Source organism: Lentzea sp. NPDC004789 (genome assembly GCF_053601075.1).
Genome location: NZ_JBSGBE010000009.1, coordinates 76,189 through 99,251 on the forward strand (window position 1 = coordinate 76,189; position 23,063 = coordinate 99,251).

The 23,063-nt window shown below is 71.3% G+C and carries 14 protein-coding genes; 10 read left to right on the forward strand and 4 right to left on the reverse strand.

The genetic code is table 11. From position 1 onward, the window contains the following. Positions 1-195 precede the first annotated feature (195 nt). Genes ACWEIJ_RS21715 through ACWEIJ_RS21745 form a run of 7 tightly spaced genes read left to right on the forward strand, consistent with a single transcriptional unit; the run spans position 196 to position 15,011 of the window. Positions 196-6,654: an SDR family oxidoreductase gene (locus tag ACWEIJ_RS21715; RefSeq protein WP_449839010.1), complete on the forward strand. Its 6,459-nt coding sequence runs from the start codon at positions 196-198 to the stop codon at positions 6,652-6,654. Then, on the forward strand, positions 6,642-10,307 hold the full coding sequence (locus ACWEIJ_RS21720; protein ID WP_449839011.1) for a beta-ketoacyl synthase N-terminal-like domain-containing protein: 3,666 nt from the start codon (positions 6,642-6,644) through the stop codon (positions 10,305-10,307). The genes ACWEIJ_RS21715 and ACWEIJ_RS21720 overlap by 13 nt, the downstream gene beginning before the upstream one ends. Further along, positions 10,307-10,567, forward strand: a complete 261-nt coding sequence (locus ACWEIJ_RS21725; protein WP_189256896.1) for an acyl carrier protein — start codon at positions 10,307-10,309, stop codon at positions 10,565-10,567. Before ACWEIJ_RS21720 ends, ACWEIJ_RS21725 begins: the two co-directional genes overlap by 1 nt. Then, complete coding sequence (locus ACWEIJ_RS21730; RefSeq protein WP_449839012.1) at positions 10,560-11,327, forward strand: alpha/beta fold hydrolase; 768 nt, start codon at positions 10,560-10,562, stop codon at positions 11,325-11,327. The genes ACWEIJ_RS21725 and ACWEIJ_RS21730 overlap by 8 nt, the downstream gene beginning before the upstream one ends. After that, positions 11,324-12,481 (forward strand): glycosyltransferase, encoded by a 1,158-nt coding sequence (locus ACWEIJ_RS21735; RefSeq protein ID WP_449839013.1) that lies wholly within the window; start codon positions 11,324-11,326, stop codon positions 12,479-12,481. Before ACWEIJ_RS21730 ends, ACWEIJ_RS21735 begins: the two co-directional genes overlap by 4 nt. Beyond that, entirely contained in the window at positions 12,478-14,223 is a 1,746-nt protein-coding gene (locus ACWEIJ_RS21740; RefSeq protein ID WP_449839014.1) for a class I SAM-dependent methyltransferase, read from the forward strand. The genes ACWEIJ_RS21735 and ACWEIJ_RS21740 overlap by 4 nt, the downstream gene beginning before the upstream one ends. Continuing rightward, complete coding sequence (locus ACWEIJ_RS21745; RefSeq protein ID WP_449839015.1) at positions 14,220-15,011, forward strand: hypothetical protein; 792 nt, start codon at positions 14,220-14,222, stop codon at positions 15,009-15,011. Before ACWEIJ_RS21740 ends, ACWEIJ_RS21745 begins: the two co-directional genes overlap by 4 nt. Here the strand turns inward: ACWEIJ_RS21745 and ACWEIJ_RS21750 are convergent. From ACWEIJ_RS21750 to ACWEIJ_RS21760, 3 genes are all read right to left on the reverse strand, one after another. Beyond that, positions 14,989-17,220, reverse strand: coding sequence for an exo-beta-d-1,3/1,6-glucosidase (locus ACWEIJ_RS21750; RefSeq protein WP_449839016.1), 2,232 nt, complete (start codon positions 17,218-17,220; stop codon positions 14,989-14,991). The genes ACWEIJ_RS21745 and ACWEIJ_RS21750 overlap by 23 nt on opposite strands. 131 nt (positions 17,221-17,351) lie before the next feature. Then, entirely contained in the window at positions 17,352-17,975 is a 624-nt protein-coding gene (locus ACWEIJ_RS21755) for a hypothetical protein (protein WP_449839017.1), read from the reverse strand. Continuing rightward, positions 17,972-18,310 (reverse strand): hypothetical protein, encoded by a 339-nt coding sequence (locus tag ACWEIJ_RS21760; RefSeq protein ID WP_449839018.1) that lies wholly within the window; start codon positions 18,308-18,310, stop codon positions 17,972-17,974. Before ACWEIJ_RS21760 ends, ACWEIJ_RS21755 begins: the two co-directional genes overlap by 4 nt. Positions 18,311-18,542: 232 nt before the next feature. Here ACWEIJ_RS21760 and ACWEIJ_RS21765 point away from each other — a divergent pair, with 232 nt between their 5' ends. Both ACWEIJ_RS21765 and ACWEIJ_RS21770 read left to right on the forward strand, forming a co-directional pair. Further along, positions 18,543-20,429, forward strand: coding sequence for a sensor histidine kinase (locus ACWEIJ_RS21765; RefSeq protein WP_449839019.1), 1,887 nt, complete (start codon positions 18,543-18,545; stop codon positions 20,427-20,429). Continuing rightward, positions 20,426-21,067, forward strand: a complete 642-nt coding sequence (locus ACWEIJ_RS21770; protein WP_449839020.1) for a response regulator — start codon at positions 20,426-20,428, stop codon at positions 21,065-21,067. The genes ACWEIJ_RS21765 and ACWEIJ_RS21770 overlap by 4 nt, the downstream gene beginning before the upstream one ends. A gap of 42 nt (positions 21,068-21,109) precedes the next feature. On the opposite strand, the gene ACWEIJ_RS21775 is transcribed toward ACWEIJ_RS21770, so the two are convergent. Next, positions 21,110-21,613 (reverse strand): COG4315 family predicted lipoprotein, encoded by a 504-nt coding sequence (locus ACWEIJ_RS21775; RefSeq protein WP_449839021.1) that lies wholly within the window; start codon positions 21,611-21,613, stop codon positions 21,110-21,112. A gap of 75 nt (positions 21,614-21,688) precedes the next feature. Between ACWEIJ_RS21775 and ACWEIJ_RS21780 the strand changes: the two genes are divergently transcribed. After that, a complete protein-coding gene (locus ACWEIJ_RS21780; protein ID WP_449839022.1) occupies positions 21,689-23,062 on the forward strand; it encodes an asparagine synthetase B family protein in 1,374 nt (457 codons plus the stop codon). Position 23,063 lies beyond the last annotated feature (1 nt).

The window sequence follows — 23,063 nt, forward strand, 5'->3', positions numbered from 1 at the left end:
CCGCCATCTGGGGTCATTCGTCAGGTTACGCACGTGAGAAAGTTTCATCACCCCTCTCGACGGCGACTGTGGTTTGTGCGTACGGTGAGGCCCACTAACGTACTGGCCAGTAGGTAGCGAACTGAATTCCTTTCTCCCCACCCCCTGCACGGTGAGGAAGCGAGCGCAGTGAACATGCTGTCGGATCGAGATCGGGTGCTGTGTCTGAGTCCGTTCAGCACCCCCAACCCGGCCCTCGTGGTCGCGGCCGAACGAGCGGGCGGCCTCGGCGTGCTCGATCTTGGGCCGCACGCCGCCCGTGACCTGAGCCGCGTCGCGCAGCGCCACCGGCGCGCGTTCGCGGTCCGGCTGCACGGACCGTTGCCGGGTCCTTTGCCCGACGCCGTCGACACGGTTGTGGTTGATCTCGTTCGGTATGCCCCGAACCTGACTGAACTGGGCGAACGGCGCGTGCTCGCCATGATCACATCAGTGGCCGAGGCCGTGGCGGCGATCGAGTTCGGGGTCAGCGGGCTGATCGCCAAGGGTGCCGAGGCGGGCGGGCGCGTGGGTGGTTCGCCCGCGTTCGTGTTGCTCCAGCAGGTGCTCGCGATCACCGACCTGCCGGTCTGGGTGGCCGGGTCGATCGGGCCGGACACGGCTGCCGCGGCGGTCGCCGGAGGCGCGCGAGGTGTGGTGCTGGAAGGCCAGCTCGCCCTGGTCGCCGAGGTGCGAAAACATATTTCCGCTGAAATTGTGAACGCCGTTCGGGCGATGGACGGCGCCGACACCGTTGTGAACGCCGGGTTGCGCGTTCATGTTCGTCACAAGACGCTCGAAATAGGCCAGGAAGGCGCGTTCGCGGAATTCAACCGTGCTTCGTTTGGCACCGTTGGAGGCGTCGTCGGCGCGATTCAGCGGGCCATTCGAGACAATGTCGCCCAGGCGGGCGGCCACCGCTCGCTGCGGGCCGGTGGACCGTTCTGCGACCGCGTGCCCGGACTGCGCTACCCGATCGCGCAGGGGCCGATGACCCGCGTGAGCGACCAGCCCGCGTTCGCGCAGGCGGTCGCGGAGGGCGGTGCGCTGCCGTTCCTCGCGCTCGCGTTGATGGAGGGGCCGGCGGTCCGCGAGCTGCTGGAGCAGACCTCGGCGAAGCTCGGCGACCTGCCGTGGGGCGTGGGCCTGCTGGGCTTCGCGCCGCCGGAGCTGCGGGCCAGGCAGCTCGAAGCCGTGCTCGCGGTCAAACCCCGGTACGCGGTCGTGGCCGGCGGCACGCCCGCGCAGGCACGCGAGCTGGAGAGCGCGGGGATCGAGGCGTTCCTGCACGTGCCGTCACCCGCGCTGCTGCGCCGGTTCCTCGACGAGGGCGCGCGCAAGTTCGTCTTCGAGGGCTCGGAGTGCGGCGGGCACACCGGCCCTCGGTCCAGCTTCACGTTGTGGCAGCAGCAGATCGACGTCCTGCGCGGCCGCGAGAAGGATGTCGTCGCACTGTTCGCGGGTGGCATCCACGACGCCCGTTCGGCCGCGATGATCGACGCGATGACCGCGCCGCTGGCGGCACGGGGCGCGGCGATCGGCGTGCTCGTCGGCACGGCCTACCTGTTCACCGAGGAAGCCGTCACGCACGGCGCGATCCAGCCGGTGTTCCAGCAGGTCGCGCTGGAGTGCGAGGACACCGCGCTGCTGGAGACCTCGCCCGGCCACGCGGTCCGGTGCGCTCAGACGTCCTATGTGGACACGTTCGAGCAGGCCCGCGCCGAGCTCGCGGGCCTGCCGAAGCAGGAGAGCTGGGAACGGCTCGAACAGCTCAACCTCGGCCGGCTGCGGCTGGCCAGCCGCGGTCTGGTCCGCGGTGAGAACGGCCTGGAAGAGGTCGGCGAGGACGAGCAACGCCGCGAAGGCATGTTCATGATCGGCCAGGTCGCGACCCTCAGGAACGAGCGCACCACGATCGCACAGCTGCACGAGGACATCGTCTCCGGCGTGCTGCCCGAGAGCCGTGCGGCAGCCGCCGAACGAGAGCCGCTGGACATCGCCATCGTCGGCATGGCGGCGATCATGCCGGGCGCCCGCGACGTCGCCGAGTTCTGGTCGAACATCCTCAACGGCACCGACTCCGTCACCGAGATCCCGCCAGACCGCTGGTCGCCGGAACGCTACGGCAGCCCGTTCAAGTGGGGCGGGTTCATCCCGCGCACGGCCTTCGACCCCCTGGCCTACGGCATCCCGCCCGCGTCGCTGACCTCGATCGAACCCGCGCAGCTGCTCGCGCTGGAAGTGGCGGCGAGGGCGCTCAAGGACGCCGGTTACGAAACACGGGTGTTCGACCGCGAACGCGCGTCGGTGATCTTCGGCGCCGAGGCCGGTGCCGACCTCGCCAACGCCTACACGGTCCGCACCGCGCTGCCCGCCCTGGGCGTCCGCGGTCTCGACGACCACCTGCCCGCGCTCACCGAGGACTCGTTCCCCGGCGTGCTCGGCAACGTCATCTCCGGCCGGGTCGCCAACCGGCTCGACCTCGGCGGCGCGAACTACACCGTCGACGCGGCCTGCGCGTCCAGCCTCGCCGCGCTCGACGTGGCCTGCAAGGAGCTCGTCGGCGGCACCAGCGACATGGTCCTGTGCGGTGCGGTCGACCTGCACAACAGCGCGCACGACTACCAGATGTTCGCGTCCGTGAAAGCCTTGTCCGCCAAAGGCCGCTGCGCCACGTTCGACTCCGCGGCGGACGGCATCGCGCTCGGCGAGGGTGTCGCCTGCCTGGTGCTGAAGCGGCTCGCCGACGCCGAACGCGACGGTGACCGGGTCTACGCGGTGATCAAGGGCATCGGCGCGTCGAGCGACGGCCGGGCGAAGGGCCTCACCGCGCCGCGTCCCGAGGGCCAGCAGAGGGCGCTCCGCAGGGCCTACGCGTCGGCCGGGCTGCCGGTCACGTCCGTCGGGCTGGTCGAGGCGCACGGCACCGGAACCGTGGTGGGCGACCGCACCGAACTGGCCTCGCTGACCGAGATGTTCGCGAGCGTCGAGCCCGGCACCTGCACGATCGGCTCGGTCAAGTCGCAGATCGGGCACACCAAGTGCGCGGCGGGCCTCGCGGGCGTGATCAAGGCGGCGCTGGCCGTGCACACCGGGTTGCGGCCCGGCACGTTGCACGTCAAGCAGCCCAACGAGTTCTGGAACGCCGAGACCAGCCCGTTCGCGTTCGGCCACCGCACCTGGGCGGCCGGGCAGCGCGTCGCGGGCGTGAGCGCGTTCGGGTTCGGCGGCACGAACTTCCACACCGTCCTCGCGGGCTACGACGGCGCCGACGGGCCACGCCACGGCCTGACCCTGTGGCCGGCCGAGCTGTTCCTGATCCGCGGCGAGAACCCCGAAGCCGCGCAACGGGAAGCCGCGCGGCTCGCCGCTCTCGTCGACCCAGGGACCCCGTTGCGCTCACTGGCCGCGGCGTGCGGCAGCGGCACGGTGCAGGCGGCGTTCGTGGTCGGTGATCACGACAGCCTGCGGCTGGCGCTGGCGGACGTGGCGGCCTGGCGTGCCAACGACGTCGTGAAGCTGCGTGAAGCAGAACGGCCCCAGGTCGCCTTCCTGTACCCCGGCCAGGGCAGCCAGCGGCCGGGCATGCTGCTGGACCTGGTCACGGCGTTCCCGTGGCTGCAGGAGTTCGTGGACTCCCGCTGCGAACGGGTGATGTACCCGCCGGCCGCGCTCACCGCGGACGACGTCGCCAGGCAACGCGCGGAGATCACCGACACGAGGATGGCCCAGCCGGCGCTCGGCATCGCCGGGCTCATGGTCACCGCACTGCTGGAATCCGTTGGGGTGAAACCGGATCTGGCCGGCGGCCACAGCTACGGCGAACTGGTCGCACTCGCCGCCGCCGGCGTGTTCGAGCCAACCGAGCTGCTCGACCTCAGCGCTGCCCGTGCCGAGGCGATGCTGGAGGCGGTCGGCGAGGACCCCGGCACGATGGCCGCGGTGTCCGCGCCACTGGCCGAGGTCGAGGCGCTCCTGCCGCCGGATGTCGTGGTGGCCAACCACAACGCACCCGACCAGGTCGTGATCTCGGGTCCCACCACGGCCGTCGAGAACGCCGTCGAGGTGCTGCGCAACGCCGGGCTGAGCGTGAAGAGCATTCCGGTCGCGGCCGCGTTCCACAGCCCGCTGATGGCGGGTGCCCGCGACCGGTTCGCGGCCCGCCTGTCGGCCATGTCCATTGGTGAGACGGCTTTCCCGGTGTGGTCGAACGTCACCGCGCAGCCGCACACCGACGTGCGGGACGGGCTGTCCGCGCAGCTCGCGGGCCGGGTGCGGTTCGTGGACCAGATCGAGTCGATGTACGCGGCGGGCGCGCGGATCTTCGTCGAGGCCGGGCCGGGCGGCGTGCTGACGTCGTTGGTCGGCAAGACCCTCGGCGACCGGCCGCACCGGGCGCTGCGGTGCGACGACCACGTCACGTTCCTGCGCACGCTCGCCGAGCTCGCGGCCGCGGGCGTCGAGGTGGACGCCGCGCCGTTGTTCGAGGACAGGGCCGAACCCGCCGCGGTCGTGCCGCAACGACCGGGCTGGTACGTGGATGGAGGTCTCGTGCGGGACGCGAACGGCGACGCACTTCCTGGTGGGCTGCGGCCCGCGACGGAGTTCCCGACCCTGCGGGTGGGATCAGGACTGAGCCGGGACGAGATCATCGAGAAGTTCCTGGACGGCATGCGCGACGCGGTCAGCGCCCAGCGCGACGTCCTGCTGAGCTACCTCGGCACCGCGCCCGCCGACGTCCCGCCGCCGAGGCCGGTGATCGAGCAACGACCGGTCGTCGCAGCTCCTCAGCCCGAGGTGAAGCAGGAAGACGTCGCCACCGTGGTGCTGCGGACGATCAGCACCCGCACCGGCTACCCGGTCGAGATGCTGCAGCCGGGGCTCGACCTGGAAGCCGACCTGTCGATCGACTCGATCAAGCGCACGGAGATCGTCGGCGAGCTGGTGCAGGCGCTCGGCGCGTCGGGCTCGATCGACGAACTCGCGCAGCTCAAGACGATCGAGGGCATCGTCGGCTGGTTCGGCGCCGCACCCGCGGCCGCACCGGCAGGCAAGGACGTGCGGGCGGTCGTGCTGCAGACCATCAGCACGCGCACCGGCTATCCGGTCGAGATGCTGCAACCGGGCCTGGACCTCGAAGCCGACCTGTCGATCGACTCGATCAAGCGGGCCGAGATCGTGGGCGAGCTGGCGCAGGAACTTGGCGCGACCGGCTCGGTGGACGAACTGGCTCAGCTGAAGACGATCGACGGGATCGTCGGCTGGTTCGGGGAGACCCCGGCCCGGCCGAAGTCGTCCGGCCGGCTGGTCCGGCTCGTTCCCCAGGTCGTGCCGTGCGAGCCCGCCCAGCCGGTCGACCTCACCGGCAAGGCCGTGCTGATCGTCGACGACAACGGCATCGGTCTCGAACTCGCCGACCTCCTCGAACGCCACACCACCCGCCCGCGCATCGAGCCGGTCTTCCCGGCCGACCTGACCGGCATCGACGTGATCATCCGGCTCGGCGCCCGGCTGCCGGAGGCGTTCAGCGAGGTCAAGGCCTGCGTGACCAACGGAGTGAACCTGCTCGTGGTCACCACGGGCGGCGGCACGTTCGGCTTCGACCACACCCCGGACGAGCTGCCCGCCGACATCGGCCTGCACGGCCTGATCCGCACGGCCGCCCTGGAGCACCCGGACCTCGTGGTGCGCGCGGTCGACGTCAACCCCAAGGAAAGCCACCGCGACATCGCCACGGCGTTGCTCGCGGAGATCGGCTCCGGCCCGGCGGTCGTCGGCTACCAGGCGGGCAAGCGGCAGGTCATCGAGGCCGTGCCGGCCGAACTCGGCACCAGCGCGCTCAACCTGAACGCCGACAGCGTCGTGCTGCTGACCGGCGGCGCCCGAGGCATCACCGCGCTGGCCGCGACCGCGCTCGCCGACCGCACCGGTTGCCACATCGAGCTGATCGGCCGCACGCCGATCGCTCCGGAGGATCACCGCCTCACCCACGCCACGACCGAGCCCGAACTGGTGAAGGCGCTGTTCGAGCTGGGCGAGAAGGAGAACGTCCCGGCCAAGGCCCGCGGGGTGCTGGCCGAACGCGAAGTCCGCCAGACCCTGGAACGGTTGCGCGCCAAGGCTTCGAGCGTGCGGTACCACGAGTGCGACGTCACCGACGCCGAAGCGGTCGGCAAGGTGATCGACGACGTCAAGGCGAGGTTCGGCCGGATCGACGGCGTCGTGCACGGTGCCGGGGTGCTGGACGACAAGCTGATCACCGCCAAGACCCAGGAGTCGTTCGACCGGGTCTGGGCCACGAAGGTCAACGGCGCCAAGGCGTTCGACACTTTTGGCACCGAGGGCTTCCTGGTGCTGTTCGGCAGCGTCAGCGGCGTGTTCGGCAACCGCGGCCAGGCCGACTACTCGGCAGCGAACGACGCCCTCGACCGGATGGCCCGGTTCTGGGGCGCGCAACGCCGGGTCGTCGCCGTCGACTGGGGTCCCTGGGCGGGCGCGGGCATGGCGGTCGGCCTGGCCGACGAGTACGCCCGTCGCGGCATCGGGCTGATCGACCCCGAACAGGGCGTCGAGGCGTTGCTGAACGAGATCGCCAGCGGCACCGACGTGCAGGTGGTCTACCGATGGGAGGCATAGCGATCGTCGGGATCGGCGCCGTCTTCCCCGGTGCCCCCGACGCGACGACGTTCTGGCGCAACATCGTCGCCGGCGTCGACGCCATCGGGCAGATCCCGGCCGGACGCTGGGACCCGGCCACCTACTACGACCAGGACAGCACCACCGGCGACCGGTTCTACTGCCGCAGGGGCGGGTTCGTCGACGACCTCGCGGAGTTCGACCCGACCAGGTTCGGCATCATGCCGTCCACAGTGGATGGTGCGGAACCGGACCAGCTGCTCGCCCTCGCCACGGCCGCCGAGGCCATCGCGGACGCGGGGGGTGAATCGGCGCTGCCGTCCAGGGACCGGGTGGGCGTGGTCGTCGGGCGCGGTGGATACCTCACGCCCGGCTGCGCGCGCCTCGACCAGCGCGTCCGGCTCGCGGACGAGGTCGTCTCGGTGGTGCGCGACCTCTTCCCGAACCTGGCCGGAGCCGACCTGACCGCGGTTCGCCAGGCCATCCGGGACCGCCTCGGCCCGGAGCAGCCGGAGTCGTCGATCGGGCTCGTGCCGAACCTCGCGGCCTCCCGGATCGCCAACCGGTTCGACCTGAAGGGCACCGCCTACACGGTCGACGCGGCCTGCGCGTCCGGCCTGGTCGCGGTCGAGCACGCCGTCCGCGAGCTCCAGGAGGGCCGCGCGGACGCCATGCTCGCCGGTGCCGTGCACGTCTGCCACCACCCGACGCTGTGGAGCGTCTTCACGCAGCTCAGAGCGTTGAGCCCGACCGAACGCATCCGGCCGTTCGACGCGAACGCCGACGGCACGCTGCTGTCCGAGGGCGTCGGCATGGTGCTGCTCAAGCGCCTCGAAGACGTCGGCGACGAGCGCGTGTACGCGGTGATCCGCGGCATCGGCACGGCCAGCGACGGCCGCGCGACCAGCATGATGACGCCCAACCCCGAGGGACAACTCCTTGCCGTGCAACGGGCCTGGGCCAACGCGGGCCTGGACCCGCGCGAGGACGGGCTCGGCCTGATCGAGGCGCACGGCACCGCCACGCCCGCCGGTGACGCCGCGGAACTGGCCACGATGATCAACGCGTTCGGCGCGGACGGCGACGAGATCGGCATCGGCACGGTGAAGTCGATGATCGGCCACGCCATGCCCGCCGCCGGGATGGCCGGGCTGATCAAGGCCGCCCTCGCGTTGCACCACAACACGTTGCCACCGACCCTCAACGTCGAACAGCCGCACAGTTCGTTGCAGGGCACCAGGTTCACACCGGTCGTGGAGGCCCGCGAGTGGGCCGGACCGCACCGCGCGGTCGTGAACGCGTTCGGGTTCGGCGGGATCAACGCGCACGCCGTGCTCGACGGCCACACGGTCGCCAAGCCGCGCAAGCCGGTCATGACCTTCGCCGCCGACACGGCGGAGGAGCTGGCCAGAGCGGTCGCGGAACGCCGGTGCTCGACCGCCGACCGCGCGTTCCGGCTCGCCATCGGCAACCCGGACGAGCGCAAGCTCAAGCTCGCCGAGCGGATCATCGCGCAGGGCAGGGCGTGGCCGGGCCGGCACGACATCTGGTTCGCCCACGAGCCACTCCTGACCAGCACCGACCAGGTCGCGTTCCTGTTCCCGGGCTTCGAGCGGGAGTTCAGCGGCGAGGTCGTCGACCACGCGGTCGGGCTGCTGCAGGACGGCCGCCGCGAGGCCCGTGAGCTGATGGCGCTCGGCATCACGCCCGGCGCGCTCGCCGGGCACAGCATGGGCGAGTGGACCGCGATGGTCGTCGGCGGCATCTACCCGACGATCGACGAGTTCGTCGGCGCGCTCGGGCCCGGCGCGGTCGCGGTCGTCGACATCGCCTACGCCGCACTCGGTTGCTCGGCCGACACCGCCGAGCCGCACCTGATCGACGGCGTGACGATCAGCCACGACAACTGCCCGCACCAGTCGGTGATCTGCGGCCCGATCGACCGGCTGGAGCTCGTGCTCGGCGAGCTCAAGGCCAACGGCGTGATGGCCCAGCTCATGCCGTTCCGCACGGGCTTCCACACCCCGGCCCTCGCGCCCTACCTGGGCCGCGCCAAGGAGATGCTCGACCAGCTGCCGGTCCGCGCGTCGGACATCCCGGTGTGGTCGGCGAACTCCCTGGAACCCATGGCCGCGGCCGAGGTCCGCGACCTGGTGCTGCGCCACCTGGTCGAGCCGGTGAAGTTCCGCCCGTTGCTGGAACGCCTGTACCAGGCGGGTTTCCGCGCGTTCGTCCAGATCGGACAGGGCAGCCTGCCGGGGTTCGTCACGGACACGCTGTCCGACCGGCCGCACCTCGCGGTGAACGCCGACATCGCACCCGAAGCGCTGTGGGCGTTCGGGCTCAAGCGCGGCACCAGCCACAAGGTCAAGCTGCGGCTCGGCACGCCGAAGATCAAGGTCGACGCGCTCGGCACCGAACCCGTGCTGATGGCCGACGACAGCCCGATGTCCGCCGCGGTCAACGCACTGCTGGCGCACACCAACGCGGTCGCGCGCGAGGTCGTCGGCGCGCTGCGGCCGAACGAGGCCGGGTTCACCCGCGAGTTCTCGTTGCGCACCATGCCCGAGCTGGTCGACCACTCGGTGTTCCCGCAGCCGCCGGGCTGGCCGGACCTCGCCGACGGGTTCCCGATCGTGCCCGCGACCGGCCTGCTGGAGGTGTTCGCGGACGCCGCCCGCCGGCTCACCGGCGGCACCGTGCACGGGTTCGCCGAGGTCAGGGCCAAGCGCTGGCTCACCGCACTGCCCGCGACGACCGCGAAGATCACCGCCCGCGCGGAAGGTCCCGGCCGCGTGGTGGTCAAGGTCGGCGACTACGCCGAAGGCGTCGTGCTGATGGCACCGGTGGCGCCGCAACGGGTCGGCGAGGAGCTGACGGGCGTCCGCGCGGCACCGGTCAGCGCGGCCGAGCTGTACCGGGACAACTGGATGTTCCACGGACCGGCGTTCGCGGGCGTCGCGAAGATCGACTGCCTGGCGGACAACGGGATCGCCGGCGTGCTGACCCCGCTGCCCGCGCCGGGCGCGTTGCTGGACAGCGCGGGACAGCTGATCGGGCACTGGATGCAGGTCAGCCTCACCGTCGACCAGACGGTGCTGCCGACCGGGATCGAGCAGGTGTCGTTCCACGGGCCGGCGCCGACCGGCGACGTGCACTGCACGGCCTGGATCCGCTCGGTGACCGCCCAGGAGATGGTCGCCGACGCCGAGCTGACCGTGAACGGCGAGCTGTGGTGCCGGATCACCGGCTGGACCACCCGCCGGTTCACCACGGACGACCGGATCTGGCAGGTGAAACTGCGTCCAGGCACCGAGATGCTGTCCGTTCAGGACGGCGAGTGGTTGAACGTGACCGAGAACTGGTCCGACAGCGCCACCCGCGACCTGATCATGCGCCGCTACCTGAACTCCGCCGAACGGCTGCACTACGCCGGCCTGGACGTACCGGCGCAACGGGACTGGCTGCTGCGCGTGATCGCGGTGAAGGACGCGGTGCGCCGGTGGCTGTGGGACCGCGGAGCCGGGCCGATCTACCCGGTGGAACTGACGGTGGACGCGGCAGCCCGGGTGCGCGGCGCGTTCGCCGTGCCCCAGATCGAGGTCGTCGCGGAACAAGGGCGAGCCGCCGCCCGTGTGCGAACGGAGAAGTGATGGACGAGGTGCTGCAGCAGGTCGCCAAGATGATCACCGAGGTGGTCGGGCCCGACTTCCTGCTGGGCGTGGAGATCACCAGGGACACCACGTTCAGCGACGACCTCGGGCTGGAGTCGATCGAGTTCGTGGCGCTGGCGGACAAGCTCAACGCCCACTACGGCGTCGACCTCGTGGCGTTCCTGGCGGACATGGACATCGACGAGATCATGGCGATGTCCGTGGGCCGTCTCGTCGACCACATCACGGCACGTGTCTGAGGTCCACGCCCGAGGGCTGCGGTTCCACGTGCAGCGGCTCGGGCCTGAGGACGCGCCGACCGTGGTGTTCGTGCACGGCCTGGTGATGGACAACCTGTCCAGCTTCTACTACACGCTCGCCGCGCCGCTGGCCCAGGCCGGGTTCGGCACCGTGCTGTTCGACCTGCGCGGGCACGGGCTGTCCGAACGGCCGCCTTCTGGCTACACGCCGGAGGAGAGCGCCGAGGACCTCGTCGCGGTGCTCGACGAGATCGGCGTGACCGAGCCGGTCTTCCTGCTGGGCAACAGCTACGGCGGGGTGGTCGCGATGCACGCGGCCGTCCAGGCGCCCGAACGGGTCGGCGGCGTCGTGCTGGTCGAGTCGGCGTGCGGGGGAGTGGTCGGCGACGCGTGGTTCGAGGACATCACGAACACGCTCACCGTCGCCGCGCTGGGCCTGGAGTTCGACCGGACGCAGGACCAGCTGATGGCGCTGGGCCAGCGCAAGATCGCGAAGCTCGCCGTGAACGCCAACGCGTTGCTCAACGGGACCACGTTGATCGACGACCTCGGCTCCGGCGCGAAGCTCGACCTGACGCAGGTGCGGTGCCCGGTGCTCGGCGTGTACGGCGCGGAGTCCGAGCTGATCGGGGCGGCGGCGGAACTGCGGGAGCGGATCCCGTCGTGCCGGCTGCACATCGTGTCCGGGCTGGGCCACACGGTGTTGCGCGAGGCCACGGCCGAGCTGCTCGACGTGCTGCTGGACTGGTTGCCGTCATGAGCCGGTTCCTGTTCGTGGTGCCGCCGCTGACCGGCCACGTCAACCCGACCGCGTCGGTGGGCGGGGAACTGCTGGCGCGCGGGCACTCGGTCGCCTGGGTCGGTCACCCCGGCACGCTGGCGCCGTTGCTGCCGGACCAGGCAGTGGTCTTCCCGGCGATCGACGACGTGCTGGAGGCCGGCATCCGGGCGAAACGGGAGCGGTGGCTCGCGTTGCGCGGGATGGCGGTGCTCAAGTTCTTCTGGGAGGAGTTCCTGATCCCCCTCGGTCACGCGATGGTCCCCGGTGTCGCCGACGCGGTCGCGCGGTTCGGCCCGGACGTGATCGTCGCTGACCAACAGGCGTTGGCCGGGCCGCTCGTGGCGCGGCACGCCGGGCTGCCGTGGGTGACGTCGGCGTCGACGTCGGCCGAGCTGATCAATCCACTGAGGACGATGCCGAAGGTCGACGCGTGGGTGCGCGACCTGCTGTACGACTTCGCCGGTGGGGACATCAGGTTCTCCGACCGGCTGGTGCTGGTCTACAGCTCGAAGGCACTGGTGGCGGGCGACTTCGGGGACGAGGTCGCGTTCGTCGGACCGGCGTTGACGCACCGGGTCGAGCGGGTGGACTTCCCGTGGGGGCGATTCTTCGGGCTGGGCTCTCCCGAGGGACATCCGAGCGAACGGCGCCGGGTCCTCATCTCCCTCGGCACCCTCAACGGTCCCGCCGGCGAGCGTTTCCTCAGCCAGGCGCTGGAAGCGGTCGCCGGCCTCGACCTCCAGGCCGTCGTGGTCGCCGAACCGCGGCCCGCGCCGCCCAACGTCCTCGTTCTGCCGTCCGTGCCGCAGCTCGCGTTGATGCCGCACCTGGACGCCGTTGTCACGCACGGCGGTCACAACACGGTGTGCGAGGCCTTGGCGCACGGGTTGCCGCTGGTCGTGGCACCGATCCGGGACGACCAGCCGACGGTGGCCGCCCAGGTCGTGGCGGCGGGTGCGGGCGTGCGGCTGACCTACTCGCGGGCACGGGCCGCGGACATTCGCAGCGCGCTGGAGTCCGTCCTCGACGAGCCGGAGTACGGGCTCGCGGCGGAGCTGGTGCGGGACTCGTTCTTGGCGGCAGGCGGCGCGACGACCGCGGCCGACCTACTGGAGAAGGTGGTGGCCGGGTGATCCTGAGCGTGTTGGTGGTGCTGGTCGTCCTCTTGGACGTCCTGCGTCTGCGTTCCCGCGCGTCCAAGCTGCGAGTGCTCGCCAAGGGCGCGGGCGAGCACTCGCTCCTCACCGCCACCGGAGTCCATCCCGAGGGCTCGTGGCAGACCGGCGCCGATCTCGTCGACCTCGTGCCGCGCGACCTGCCGACGGTCGCCGCGCTCGACCTGCTCGGCGCGGTCGACCCGGCCAAGTACGCCGACGACCAGTGGGCGCGCGGGATCAGTGCGGCGCAGGCCGTGCTGGTGCGCGAGCAGTTCGTCGAGGAGATCGACACCGACGACCCGACGGAGTTCGTGGCGTTCGTGCGCAGGGTCAAGGACCACGTGCGAGCGCGGGTCGAGATCGCGGTCGCGCCGGGGCTGAAGGCCGGTCCGTACGACCTCGGCTACCGCGCGGCGACGTTGCGGCAACTCGGGAAGCGGCCGTCGCTGTGGATCGCCGGCTCGGTCATCGGGTATGCGACCGTCGTGGCCGCGCTGGTCACGAACTGGCGCTGGGGACTGGTCGCGCTGGCCGCGTACTGGGCGCACCCGCTGCTGGTGTTCGCGGGAACGCCGTTGCGGCCGCGCGACCTGTGGGTGCCGCGGTTCGTGCGCACGCCGTACCTGTGGCTGAAGACCGCCGGTGGCAAGAAGTCCACCGCGGAGAAGCGGCAGGCCGAGCACCTCAGGCAGGCCACGCCCTGGTACGAGGAGAACCGCTCCAGGAACTTCCACGAGGCCCGGCGCGACAACTGCCCGTCGTGCGGCAGCGCCGACCTGCGCCGGTGGGTCACCGCCACGGACCTGGTGCAGCGCAAGCCAGGCACGTTCACGATGGACCGCTGTGTCCGATGTGGACACGTCTGGCAGAACCCGCGGCTGTCCGAGGAGGGCCTGGGCTTCTACTACCGGGACTTCTACGACGGTCTCGGCGAGACCTCGGCCGAGGCGGTGTTCTCCGGCAAGACCGATCCGTACTACGGCCGGGCGCGGATGGTCGAACCGTTCACGAAACCCGAGCGGTGGCTGGACGTCGGCTCCGGGCACGCGCACTTCTGCCTGGGCGCCAAGGAAGTCCTGCAGTCCACCGCGTTCGACGGGCTCGACCAGGGTGCCGCCATCGAGGACGCGGCGCGGCTCGGCCGGATCGAACAGGCCTACCGGGGCAGCTTCAAGGAGTTCGCGGGCGAGCTCAAGGGCCGGTACGACGTGATCAGCATGCACCACTACCTGGAGCACGTGCGGGATCCGTGGGAGGAGCTCGACATCGTCGCGGACGTGCTGCCCGACGGCGGCTACCTGCTGATCGAGCTGCCGGACCCGGAGTGGCGGCTCGGGCGGTTGTTCGGCAAGTACTGGATGCCGTGGTTCCAGCCGCAGCACCAGCACATGATGCCGATCGGCAACCTGGAGCACGCGCTCGCCGACCGCGGACTGACCACAGTGGCCACCGAACGCGCGAAAGCCCATCTGTGCAACGACTTCACCCTTGCCTTGCTGCTGTTCCTGGGCAACATCGCGCCTCGCACGCCCGCGCCGTGGCGGCCGGAACGGGTCCGGTTGCGCCGCACGCGCAGCTTCCTGGTGTGGTCGCTGGGGATTCCGGCGTTCTTCGTCGCGATGGCGCTGGACCAGACGGTGAACCGGTTCCTCGCGGCCCGCACCGGCAACGGCAACGCCTACCGGTTGCTGGCCAGGAAATCGGAACCGCAAGCATGATCGACATCGCGGATCGGCCGGAGATCGCGCCGGAGCTCAGGCTGGTGCCGCACGCGTTCCGGCGCACGTTCGGCAGGCCGGCGGCAGGTGTCTGGTACGCGCCCGGCGTGCTGAACCTGCTCGGCGGTGCGGTGAAGGTGCACGCCAAGTGGGGTGCCATCGTGGCAGGGGACCGGCGTGACGACGGCCTGCTGGAACTGGTCTCGGTGAACCGGCCGACCGAACGGGCTCTGCTGCCGTCCGACGACGTTCCGTCGTGGGCAGCCCCGCTGTCCGGTTCTCCCGGCGGCGCCACGCTGATGTGCAGCATCGACCTACCACAGGGCAGCGGCCTGTCCGCAGGCGAAGCACTGCGAACCGCAGTAGCCCTGGCCCTGCGCGACCTAACCGGAACCCCCGACGTTTGCGATGAAGGGAACCTTCCTACACCTCAGGTGGATGAATGTTCCCTTCATCGTTTGCTCGTCGTCGATACTCGGGTGAGGAGGGCGGAACCGCAGGTGGTGAGGCCGTACGTCCACGATGGCGGTGATCTCGGGGCGGCTTTGACGGCCTACCACGGCTTTCAGGACCCGGATCCCGAGCAGGACGCGGTGGTGCGGGCCGCGCTGGCCGCCGGTGCGCGCGGGGCGAGCATGCTGGTCGACCCGCCGGGCAGGCCCGCGGTCGTGCTGGTCGACGCGGACCTGGTCCCGGCGGTGAAGAAGGCGATCACGAAGGTGGTGGAGCTGCCTCCCCGCTACCTCACGATCGTGCCCAGTCGTCTCAGCACTGAGGCTTTGCGGTGAACTCGGCCCGGCGCAGGTCCTTCGAGTTCGGCCCCACCAGGAGGACGAAGTCGCCGGGCTCGACCACCCGGTTCCCGTGCCGGTCGACGATCGTGCAGGCCGCGACCGGGAGCTCCAGCGCGACCTGCGCGGTCTCGCCGGGCTCCAGGTCGACCTGCCGGAACGTCTTGAGCTCCTTGTCCGCCCAGCTCACCGACGTGACGGCGTCGCTCACGTAGACCTGCACCGTCTCCCGGACGGGGCGAGCACCGGTGTTGGTCAGCGTGATCGAGGCCCGCACGGTCTCGTCCGGCCGCAGCACCGTCGTCTCCACGTGCAGCTCGCCGTACTCCACCGTCGTGTACGACAGGCCCTCGCCGAACGCGAACGCCGGCTCCTGCGTGAGGTCGGCGTAGCGGGTGCCGTGCTGGCCGCGGATCTGGTTGTAGTACGTCGGCTGCTGGCCGGCGTGGGCGGCGAACGAGATCGGCAGGCGTCCGCTGGGTTCGATCAGGCCGTGCAGCAGCTCGGCGATCGCGCGGCCGCCCTGCATGCCGGGGTTGGCCGCCCACACGAGTGCGGCGGCGTTGCGGGCCGAGTCCGGCAGCACCAGCGGTTTCGACGCCAGCAGCACGACGATCAACGGCTTGCCGGTCTCGGCGAGCGCGTCCAGCAGGGCGATCTGGCCGCCGATCAGGTCGAGCGTGGCGGTGGAGCGGCCCTCGCCGACCAGCTCGATGCGGTCACCGACGACGGCCACCACGTAGTCGGCTTCCTGGGCCGCTTGGACGGCTTCGGCGATCAGCTGGGCGTCCGGCGGGCAGGGCTGGACGACGGGCGGACGCGGCTGGCCGTCCGGGAACGTCTCGCCCTCCGGGTCCGGTTCGAGCGTCAGGATGTCCGCGCCGCGGGCGTACGTGACGTCGGAGGAGAGCTCGCGCAGCCCGTCCAGGACCGTGGTGATCATCTCGCGCGGCTGGCCGTCGGGCAGCCAGTCGGCCTGGCCGGACGAGCCCGCCCAGTCGCCGAGCTGGGTCTGCGCGTCGTCGGCGAGCGGGCCGACGACCGCGATCCTGCCCTTGCGCAACGGCAGCACGCCCTCGTTGCGCAACAGCACCAGCGACCGCCGCGCGACCTGGAGGTTCAGCGCCACGTGGTCCTCGTGGTTGATCACGACCCGCTGGCGCTCGGGGTCGGGCCGGCGCGGGTTCTCGAACAGCCCGAGGTCGAACTTGAGCGTCAGGATGCGGGAGACCGCCTGGTCGAGATCCTTCTCTTCGAGCAGACCCTCTTCGACCGCCTGCAGCGCGCCCTCGAAGAACTGCGGGGTCGTCATGATCATGTCGTTGCCCGCCCGCACCGCGGCCGCGGCGGCGTGCGCGTAGTCGGGCTGCAGCTTCTGCTCCCAGACCATGCGGCCGACGTTGTCCCAGTCGGTGACCAACGTGCCCTGGTAGCCCCATTCGCCGCGCAGCACCTCGTCCAGCAGCCACGAGTTGACCGTGATCGGCACGCCGTCGGTGGTCTGGTAGCCGAGCATGAACGTCGCACAGCCCTCGCGCGCGACCCGCTCGAACGGCGGCAGGAACCACGACCGCAGCTTGCGCCGCGACAGGTCGGCTTCGCTCGCGTCCCGGCCGCCCTGCGTCTCGGAGTACCCGGCGAAGTGCTTGGCGGTGGCGAGGACGGCGGTGTCGTCGGTGAGCCCGTCGCCCTGGTACCCGCGGACCATCGCCGCCGCGAGGTCACCGATCAGCACCGGGTCCTCGCCGAACGTCTCGTCGACGCGTCCCCAGCGCAGGTCCCGCGCGATGCACAGCACCGGTGAGAACGTCCAGTGCACCCCGGTCGCCGCGGCCTCCTTCGCGGTGACCCGGGCGACCTGTTCGACCAGCCGGGGGTCCCAGGTCGCCGCCATGCCGAGCTGGGTCGGGAAGATCGTGGCGCCCTCGTGGAACGAGTGACCGTGGATGCAGTCCTCGGCGATCAGCAAGGGGATCCGCAGCCGCGTCCGCGCGGTGAGGTCGTGCGCGCGCAGCACCCGTTCCGGCGAGGTGTGCAGGATCGAGCCGACGTGCTTGCCCAGCACGTGGTCGTCCAGGTCCTCCCTCGAGTCCAGCTGCATCATCTGCCCGACCTTCTCGGGCAGCGTCATGCGCCCCAGCAGGTCGGCGACCCGCGTCGAGGTGGGCAGCGTGGCGTCGAGGTAGGGCACGTCGTCGCGATCCATGTGGTCTCCGGGAGGGCTCGTGCGGCGGAGCGCTTGTGGGAGCGCTCTCACACTTTCTAGCCGAAACCGGTTCCGCGCGAAACCGGTTTCCGCATTTCCGGTACCAACGAATCGGTCGAGATCGCCCCCGACTAGGCCGAACGCGGCAAACCGGCGGCCTGTCCGGACAGTGCGTGCCGCAACCGTGACGCCTTGTCATGGCCTCGTGCCGCCACCACGGCGACCGCCGCGAATCCGACGGCGTTCAGGCCCCATGCGGCGAAGTCGAGCTCGTGACTGGTGACGACCACGGCGGCCACGAAGTGCAACGGCTGCGAGATCGCGGTTGCCGCCGCTGCCCAGCGCGGGAAGCCCGACTGCCACATCGCGGCGCCCAGCAACACCGTGCCGATCACGTGACCGGCCACGAAGACACCGGTCGCCGCGTCGAGGGCGGGGTGGCTGATGGTGTGGCCGTTGAGCGCCGCCGCGTCCTCGGCGACGAGGAGGCCGATCGACAGGTAGGCCGGGACCAGCAGGACGGCGGCTGCCGCGGTGGTCTTCGGGGCCTGCTCGCGGGTCGTTCGCGCGATCCAGAGCACCGCCGGTGCCAGGGTCAGCATGGCGACGAAACCGAGCCAGATCACCCAGTTCTGGGCGTCCGGGTGCGCGGCCACCTTCTGCAGCACGGTGGCGTCGTCGTCGGTGGTGTTGTACGGGAGGATCAGTCTCAGGACCGCGATCGCCGCCGGGCCGATCGGGAGCAGCCACCTCATCGCGTCACCGCCGTGCGGCCCTTGAGCACCAGGGTGGCGCCCGCGGCGGTCAGCAGCACGATGGCGGCGGCCGCGGCGATCGCCGGTGCGGGGACGTCCGGTGCGACGAACGCAGGCAGGGCGGTCGCGGCCGAGATGGCGCGCAGGACGATCAGCGGGAGGATCGCCCTGTGGGCGCCTCGCCAGGCCGAGATCAGCAGGACGAGGCTGGCGAGGCCGAGGGCGGCGGAGACCAGGGCGATGGCCATGGGCGGTGACTGGCCGTCGGTCAGCAGGGGGAGCGACAGGTCTGCCGCGGAGAGCAGGCCGAGGACGAGCAGGCCGGTGCGGAACATCGGGTACCTCCTGGTTGATCGGGTGGAGGCGGCTGCTGGTCCACGCGGGCTCCCCGCACGTTGGCGTAGAACCTCGCCGACCTGAGCACCTCCGGGTGGTTCGACAGCAACTGTCCGTTCAGGCCCGTTCCCCGCACACCGGTGCACGATCCGGCCGAGCCGGGAGGTTTCCCGGACGTGCCGGGATCGCGTTCCCGGGACATCGGGTGCCCGGCGGCCCACACTTACCGGCATGAACGTGGGCCGCGTCCTCGCGTCCGGCCTCGGCGCCCTGGTGGTGGCCGAGGCCGGCGCCGCCGCCGTGGTCGTGCTGCGCCTGGGCTGGACGTGGCAGCAGGCGCTGGACGCGTTCGTCGTCACGAACTCCGCGATGGCGCTGGCGTTCGCGGTCTGCGGGTCGGTGCTCGCGTGGCATCGGCCGCGCAACCCGATCGGCTGGCTGTTCCTCGCCGACGGGCTCGGGCACGCCACCACCGCGGTGGGCATGCCGGTCGGCGACCCGCTGGTCGCGACGATCGCCGCGTACGCGTGGCCGTGGTCGATCGGGCTGTTCCTGCCGCTCGCGCTGGTGCTCTTCCCGGACGGGCGGCTGCCGTCGCGGGGCTGGCTGCCGGTGGCGGTCGCGATCGTGGCGACGGCGCCGTTGTTCGTGGTCGAGGTGGCGGCGGATCCGTCGATTCCGGGTTACCTGAAGCTGCCGGGGTACGCGGAGCTCGGTCCGTTGTGGACCGTGTCGGAGCTGCGGACGCTGGCGGCGTTGCTGGCCGGTGTGGTCGCGCTGGCCGTGCGGTACCGGCGGGGCGAGGACTCGGTGCTGTGGTTGCTGCTGGCGGCTTCGGTGGCGGCGGTGTTCGTGGTGCCGTGGTCGTTCGTGGCGGGCACGCCGGTGTTCGTGCTGTTCGCGATCCCGTTGATCCCGGTCGCGGTGACCATCGCGATCGTGCGGCACCAGCTGCTCGACATCCGGCTCGTGGTGTCGCGGGTGCTGGCGTGGTTGCTGTTGTCGGCGGTGGTGCTGGGTGTCTACGCCGCGCTGGTCGCGGTGCTGGACCGGTTCGTGTCCGCGCGGCTCGGGCGTTCGGTCGTGGCCACGGTGGTGGTCGCGCTGCTGGTCGCGCCGGTGTTGCCGCGCCTGCAACGGCTCGTCGACCGCGCTCTCTACGGCGACCGCGGCGATCCGGCCCGGGTGGTCTCGCGGGTCGGCGAGCACCTGGCGGGCGAAGGGCTGGCCGGAGTCGTGGCGGCGGTTCGGGTGGCGTTGCGTGTGCCGCACGTTGCCCTGACGGCCGCTGACGTCACGTTGGCCAGTGACGGCACACGGCCTTCGAACGTCGTCACGGTGCCGTTGGTGTACGACGGCGCGGTGCTGGGTGAACTGCACGTTGGTGTGCGCACTGGCGAGAGCACGCTCGGTGCCGCCGATCGCAACGTGTTGAGCCTCGTAGCGGCTCCTCTGGCCGTGGCCGTGCACGCGACGTTGCTGTCCACGCAGCTGCAGGCATCCCGAGAACGCCTTGTCACCGCACGCGAAGAAGAACGCCGACGCCTTCGACGAGACCTGCACGACGGCCTCGGCCCGACGCTGACCGGCGTGGCGCTGAGCGCAGACGCCGCCACGAACCTGCTGGCCACCGACCCGGACCGCACCCGCAGCCTGCTCACCGGGGTGAGCGCGGACGTCCGCACGGCCATCGCCGACGTGCGCAGGCTCGTGGAGGACCTGCGCCCACCGGCACTGGACGAGCTCGGCCTGCTCGGCGCCCTCCGCCAACGTGCCGAAACCCTCGTGCGCACACCCCTGCAGCTCCGGCTGGACGTGCCGGACGCGGTGCCGTCGCTGCCCGCCGCCGTCGAGGTCGCCGCGTACCGCATCGCCACGGAAGCGTTGACCAACGTCGTCCGGCACGCGAAGGCCTCGTCGGTCGTGGTGCGATTGCGATGCGCTCAGGAGCTTGAGGTGGAGGTCACCGACGACGGTCCGCCCAACGGCCCGTGGCGCCCCGGTGTGGGGATGCAGGCGATGCGAGAGAGGGCGGCCGAGTTGGGTGGCGGGTTCGAGGCCGGGCCGACGGCCAGGGGAGGACGGGTGCTGGCGCGCCTGCCGGTGGAGGTGCCGTGACCGACATCCGCGTCGTGATCGCCGACGACCACCCCATCGTCCGCGAGGGCATGAGCGCGTTGCTCACCTCGCTGGACGGCTTCGTCGTGGCGGGCGTGGCCGCGACGGGCCGCGAGGCGGTCCGCGAGGTCGTCACCACCCGGCCCGACGTCGCGGTGCTCGACCTGCAGATGCCCGACCTCGACGGCATCGCCGCGACCAAGGAGATCGTCCGCGCCGCACCGGACGTCGCCGTGCTGGTGCTCACGATGTTCTCCGACGACGACTCGGTCTTCGCCGCCATGCGCGCGGGCGCCCGCGGCTACCTGGTGAAAGGCGCCGAGCAGGACGAGATCGCGAGGGCCATCCGCGCGGTGGCGGCCGGTGAGGCGATTTTCGGGCCGGCGGTGGCGCAGCGGGTGCTCGGGTTCCTGACCGGGTCGTCCACACCGGACGTGCCGTTCCCCGAGCTCACCGGACGGGAGCGGCAGGTCCTCGACCTGCTGGCCGCCGGGATGTCCAACGGTGCCATCGCCGCGCGGCTGGGCGTGGCGGCGAAGACGGTGGCGAACAACGTGTCCGCCATCTTCGCCAAGCTGCAGGTGGCGGATCGGGCGACGGCGATCATCAGGGCACGGGACGCCGGGCTGGGGCGTTAGCGGCACACGGCAGGGCGCGCGAGAAGCCGCCGCGCCACACCGCTACCGCGCCGCCTTCGACCCGTTGGGCGCGATGGCGAACCGCCCGTCCACCCCTTGCCCGGTCGTGTCACCGGCGTTCTCGTCGTCCACGTACCGGTACACGGGGTGACCACCGATGGTGACCTGCTCCAGCCCGTCCGGCCGCAGGAACGTCTTGAGCAGCGCCGGGTCGATGTCCGGCGCGTCGAACTTGCCGCCGGCGGCCAGCAGCGGCGACCACACCAGCGTGCAGTCGGCCTCGACGCAGACCGACGACGGCGGGTTGGTGCCGTCCTTCTCGTCGAAGTAGAGCGTGTAGTGGTCGCGGTCGGCGACGACGGGGCCGAGCGCGGCGGACTGCTCGATCCGCAGTGTCGCGACGTCGTTCGGCAGGACCTGCGGCGGTCCGACAGCGGGGCCGGCGGCGGCCTCCAGTTCCTGCAGCGACGCGGTCTCCTCCTCGGCGGGCGGCGAGGAGCAGGCACCGAGACACAGGACCAGGGCGAAAACGGCGAAGCGGCTCACGCCAGGGACTACGGACGGAGCCCGGGACGCGGTTCACTAGGCGTTCGCCAGCGCCGGAACCGGTTCACTTCCTCCATGGGTGGCATCACCGGATGGGTCAGCTTCGGCCAAGACCTCACCATCCGGCACGACGTGCTCGCGGCGATGACCGCGACGTTGCTGTCGCGCGGCCCCGACGCGGGCGGCCTGTGGACCTCGGAGCACGCGGCGTTCGGCCACCGCAGGCTCGCGACCCTGGACCCGGCGCGCGGCGGTCAGCCGATGTCGGCCGGGCACGCGACCATCTGCTACGACGGCGCGGTCTACAACTTCCAGGAGCTGCGCGCGGACCTCCGGGCGCGTGGGCACCGGTTCACCACCGGGACCGACACCGAGGTCGTGCTGCACGGCTACCTGGAGTGGGGGCTCGGTGTCGCGGAACGGCTCAACGGCATGTTCGCGTTCGCGTTGTGGGACGGCCGCGTGCAACGGCTTGTGCTCGTGCGCGACCGGCTCGGCGTGAAGCCGTTGCACTACCACCCGGTCGGCGACGGCGTGCTGTTCGGGAGTGAGCCCAAGGCGATCTTCGCGCATCCCGCCACCCGCAGGGAGGTCGACGCGGACGGCCTGCGCGAGCTGTTCCTGCACACCCCCGGCCGCACGATCTACAAGGGGCTGCACGAGGTCAGGCCCGGCACGGCCCTGACGATCGACCGCGCCGGTGTCCGCGAACACGTCTACTGGCGCCTGGAAACCGCGCCCCACCTCGACGACGCCGAGGAGACGGACGCGGAGATCCGCCGGTTGCGGCAGGACACCGCCGCCCGCCAGCGCGTCGCGGACGTCCCGGTCGGCCGGCTCCGCAAGATCGGCACGACCGGTTCCGCGTCGAGGCACGAACTGGTGCGGATCAGGGACGTGCCGCGCGGCCCGGGCGACATGGACTTCCCACTGCTGGCGATCTTCCGGGCCGCTCGCGAACGGGTCGTGCTCCCGGAGGAGGGCGCCGACGACCTCTTCGGGGGACACCGCCCGTTCGAACGCACGTTGTTCCGGGAAGAAGTCCTCAGGACGCTCGACCTGGACACCTACCTCGCGGACAGCCGCGCCAGCGCGCACAACGAGATCGCGAGGCTGCCGGGAGAACCGGACGAGCAGTGGCGCGAGCGGAAGTCGGCCCACCTGCACCTCACCCGGACCCTCCCGGTGCTGCTCGACCGCATCGACCGGCTGAGCGCGGCGGTGGGCCTGGAGGTGCGGCTGCCGTTCACCGACCACCGGCTCGTCGAGTACCTCTACAACGCACGGATCCCCGGCGCCGTGGCACCGTCTCTTGTGGACGGATGGCAGGTCGCGCGGCTGCCCGGCGATCACCCCGTGTTCGACCTCGTCGACCCCGCACGGGTGACGGACCAGGCGCTGGACCTGGCGGCCTGGCTCGACGTCCACCGGCCTCACCTGAAGCTGTAGG

What these genes read in the sequence shown, in the direction of transcription:
- ACWEIJ_RS21725 (WP_189256896.1), top strand. Translation starts at nt 10,307, where the DNA reads ATGGACGAGGTGCTGCAGCAGGTCGCCAAGATGATCACCGAGGTGGTC.
- ACWEIJ_RS21760 (WP_449839018.1), bottom strand. Translation starts at nt 18,310, where the DNA reads ATGTTCCGCACCGGCCTGCTCGTCCTCGGCCTGCTCTCCGCGGCAGAC.
- ACWEIJ_RS21745 (WP_449839015.1), top strand. Translation starts at nt 14,220, where the DNA reads ATGATCGACATCGCGGATCGGCCGGAGATCGCGCCGGAGCTCAGGCTG.
- ACWEIJ_RS21765 (WP_449839019.1), top strand. Translation starts at nt 18,543, where the DNA reads ATGAACGTGGGCCGCGTCCTCGCGTCCGGCCTCGGCGCCCTGGTGGTG.
- ACWEIJ_RS21720 (WP_449839011.1), top strand. Translation starts at nt 6,642, where the DNA reads ATGGGAGGCATAGCGATCGTCGGGATCGGCGCCGTCTTCCCCGGTGCC.
- ACWEIJ_RS21750 (WP_449839016.1), bottom strand. Translation starts at nt 17,220, where the DNA reads ATGGATCGCGACGACGTGCCCTACCTCGACGCCACGCTGCCCACCTCG.
- ACWEIJ_RS21780 (WP_449839022.1), top strand. Translation starts at nt 21,689, where the DNA reads ATGGGTGGCATCACCGGATGGGTCAGCTTCGGCCAAGACCTCACCATC.
- ACWEIJ_RS21755 (WP_449839017.1), bottom strand. Translation starts at nt 17,975, where the DNA reads ATGAGGTGGCTGCTCCCGATCGGCCCGGCGGCGATCGCGGTCCTGAGA.
- ACWEIJ_RS21735 (WP_449839013.1), top strand. Translation starts at nt 11,324, where the DNA reads ATGAGCCGGTTCCTGTTCGTGGTGCCGCCGCTGACCGGCCACGTCAAC.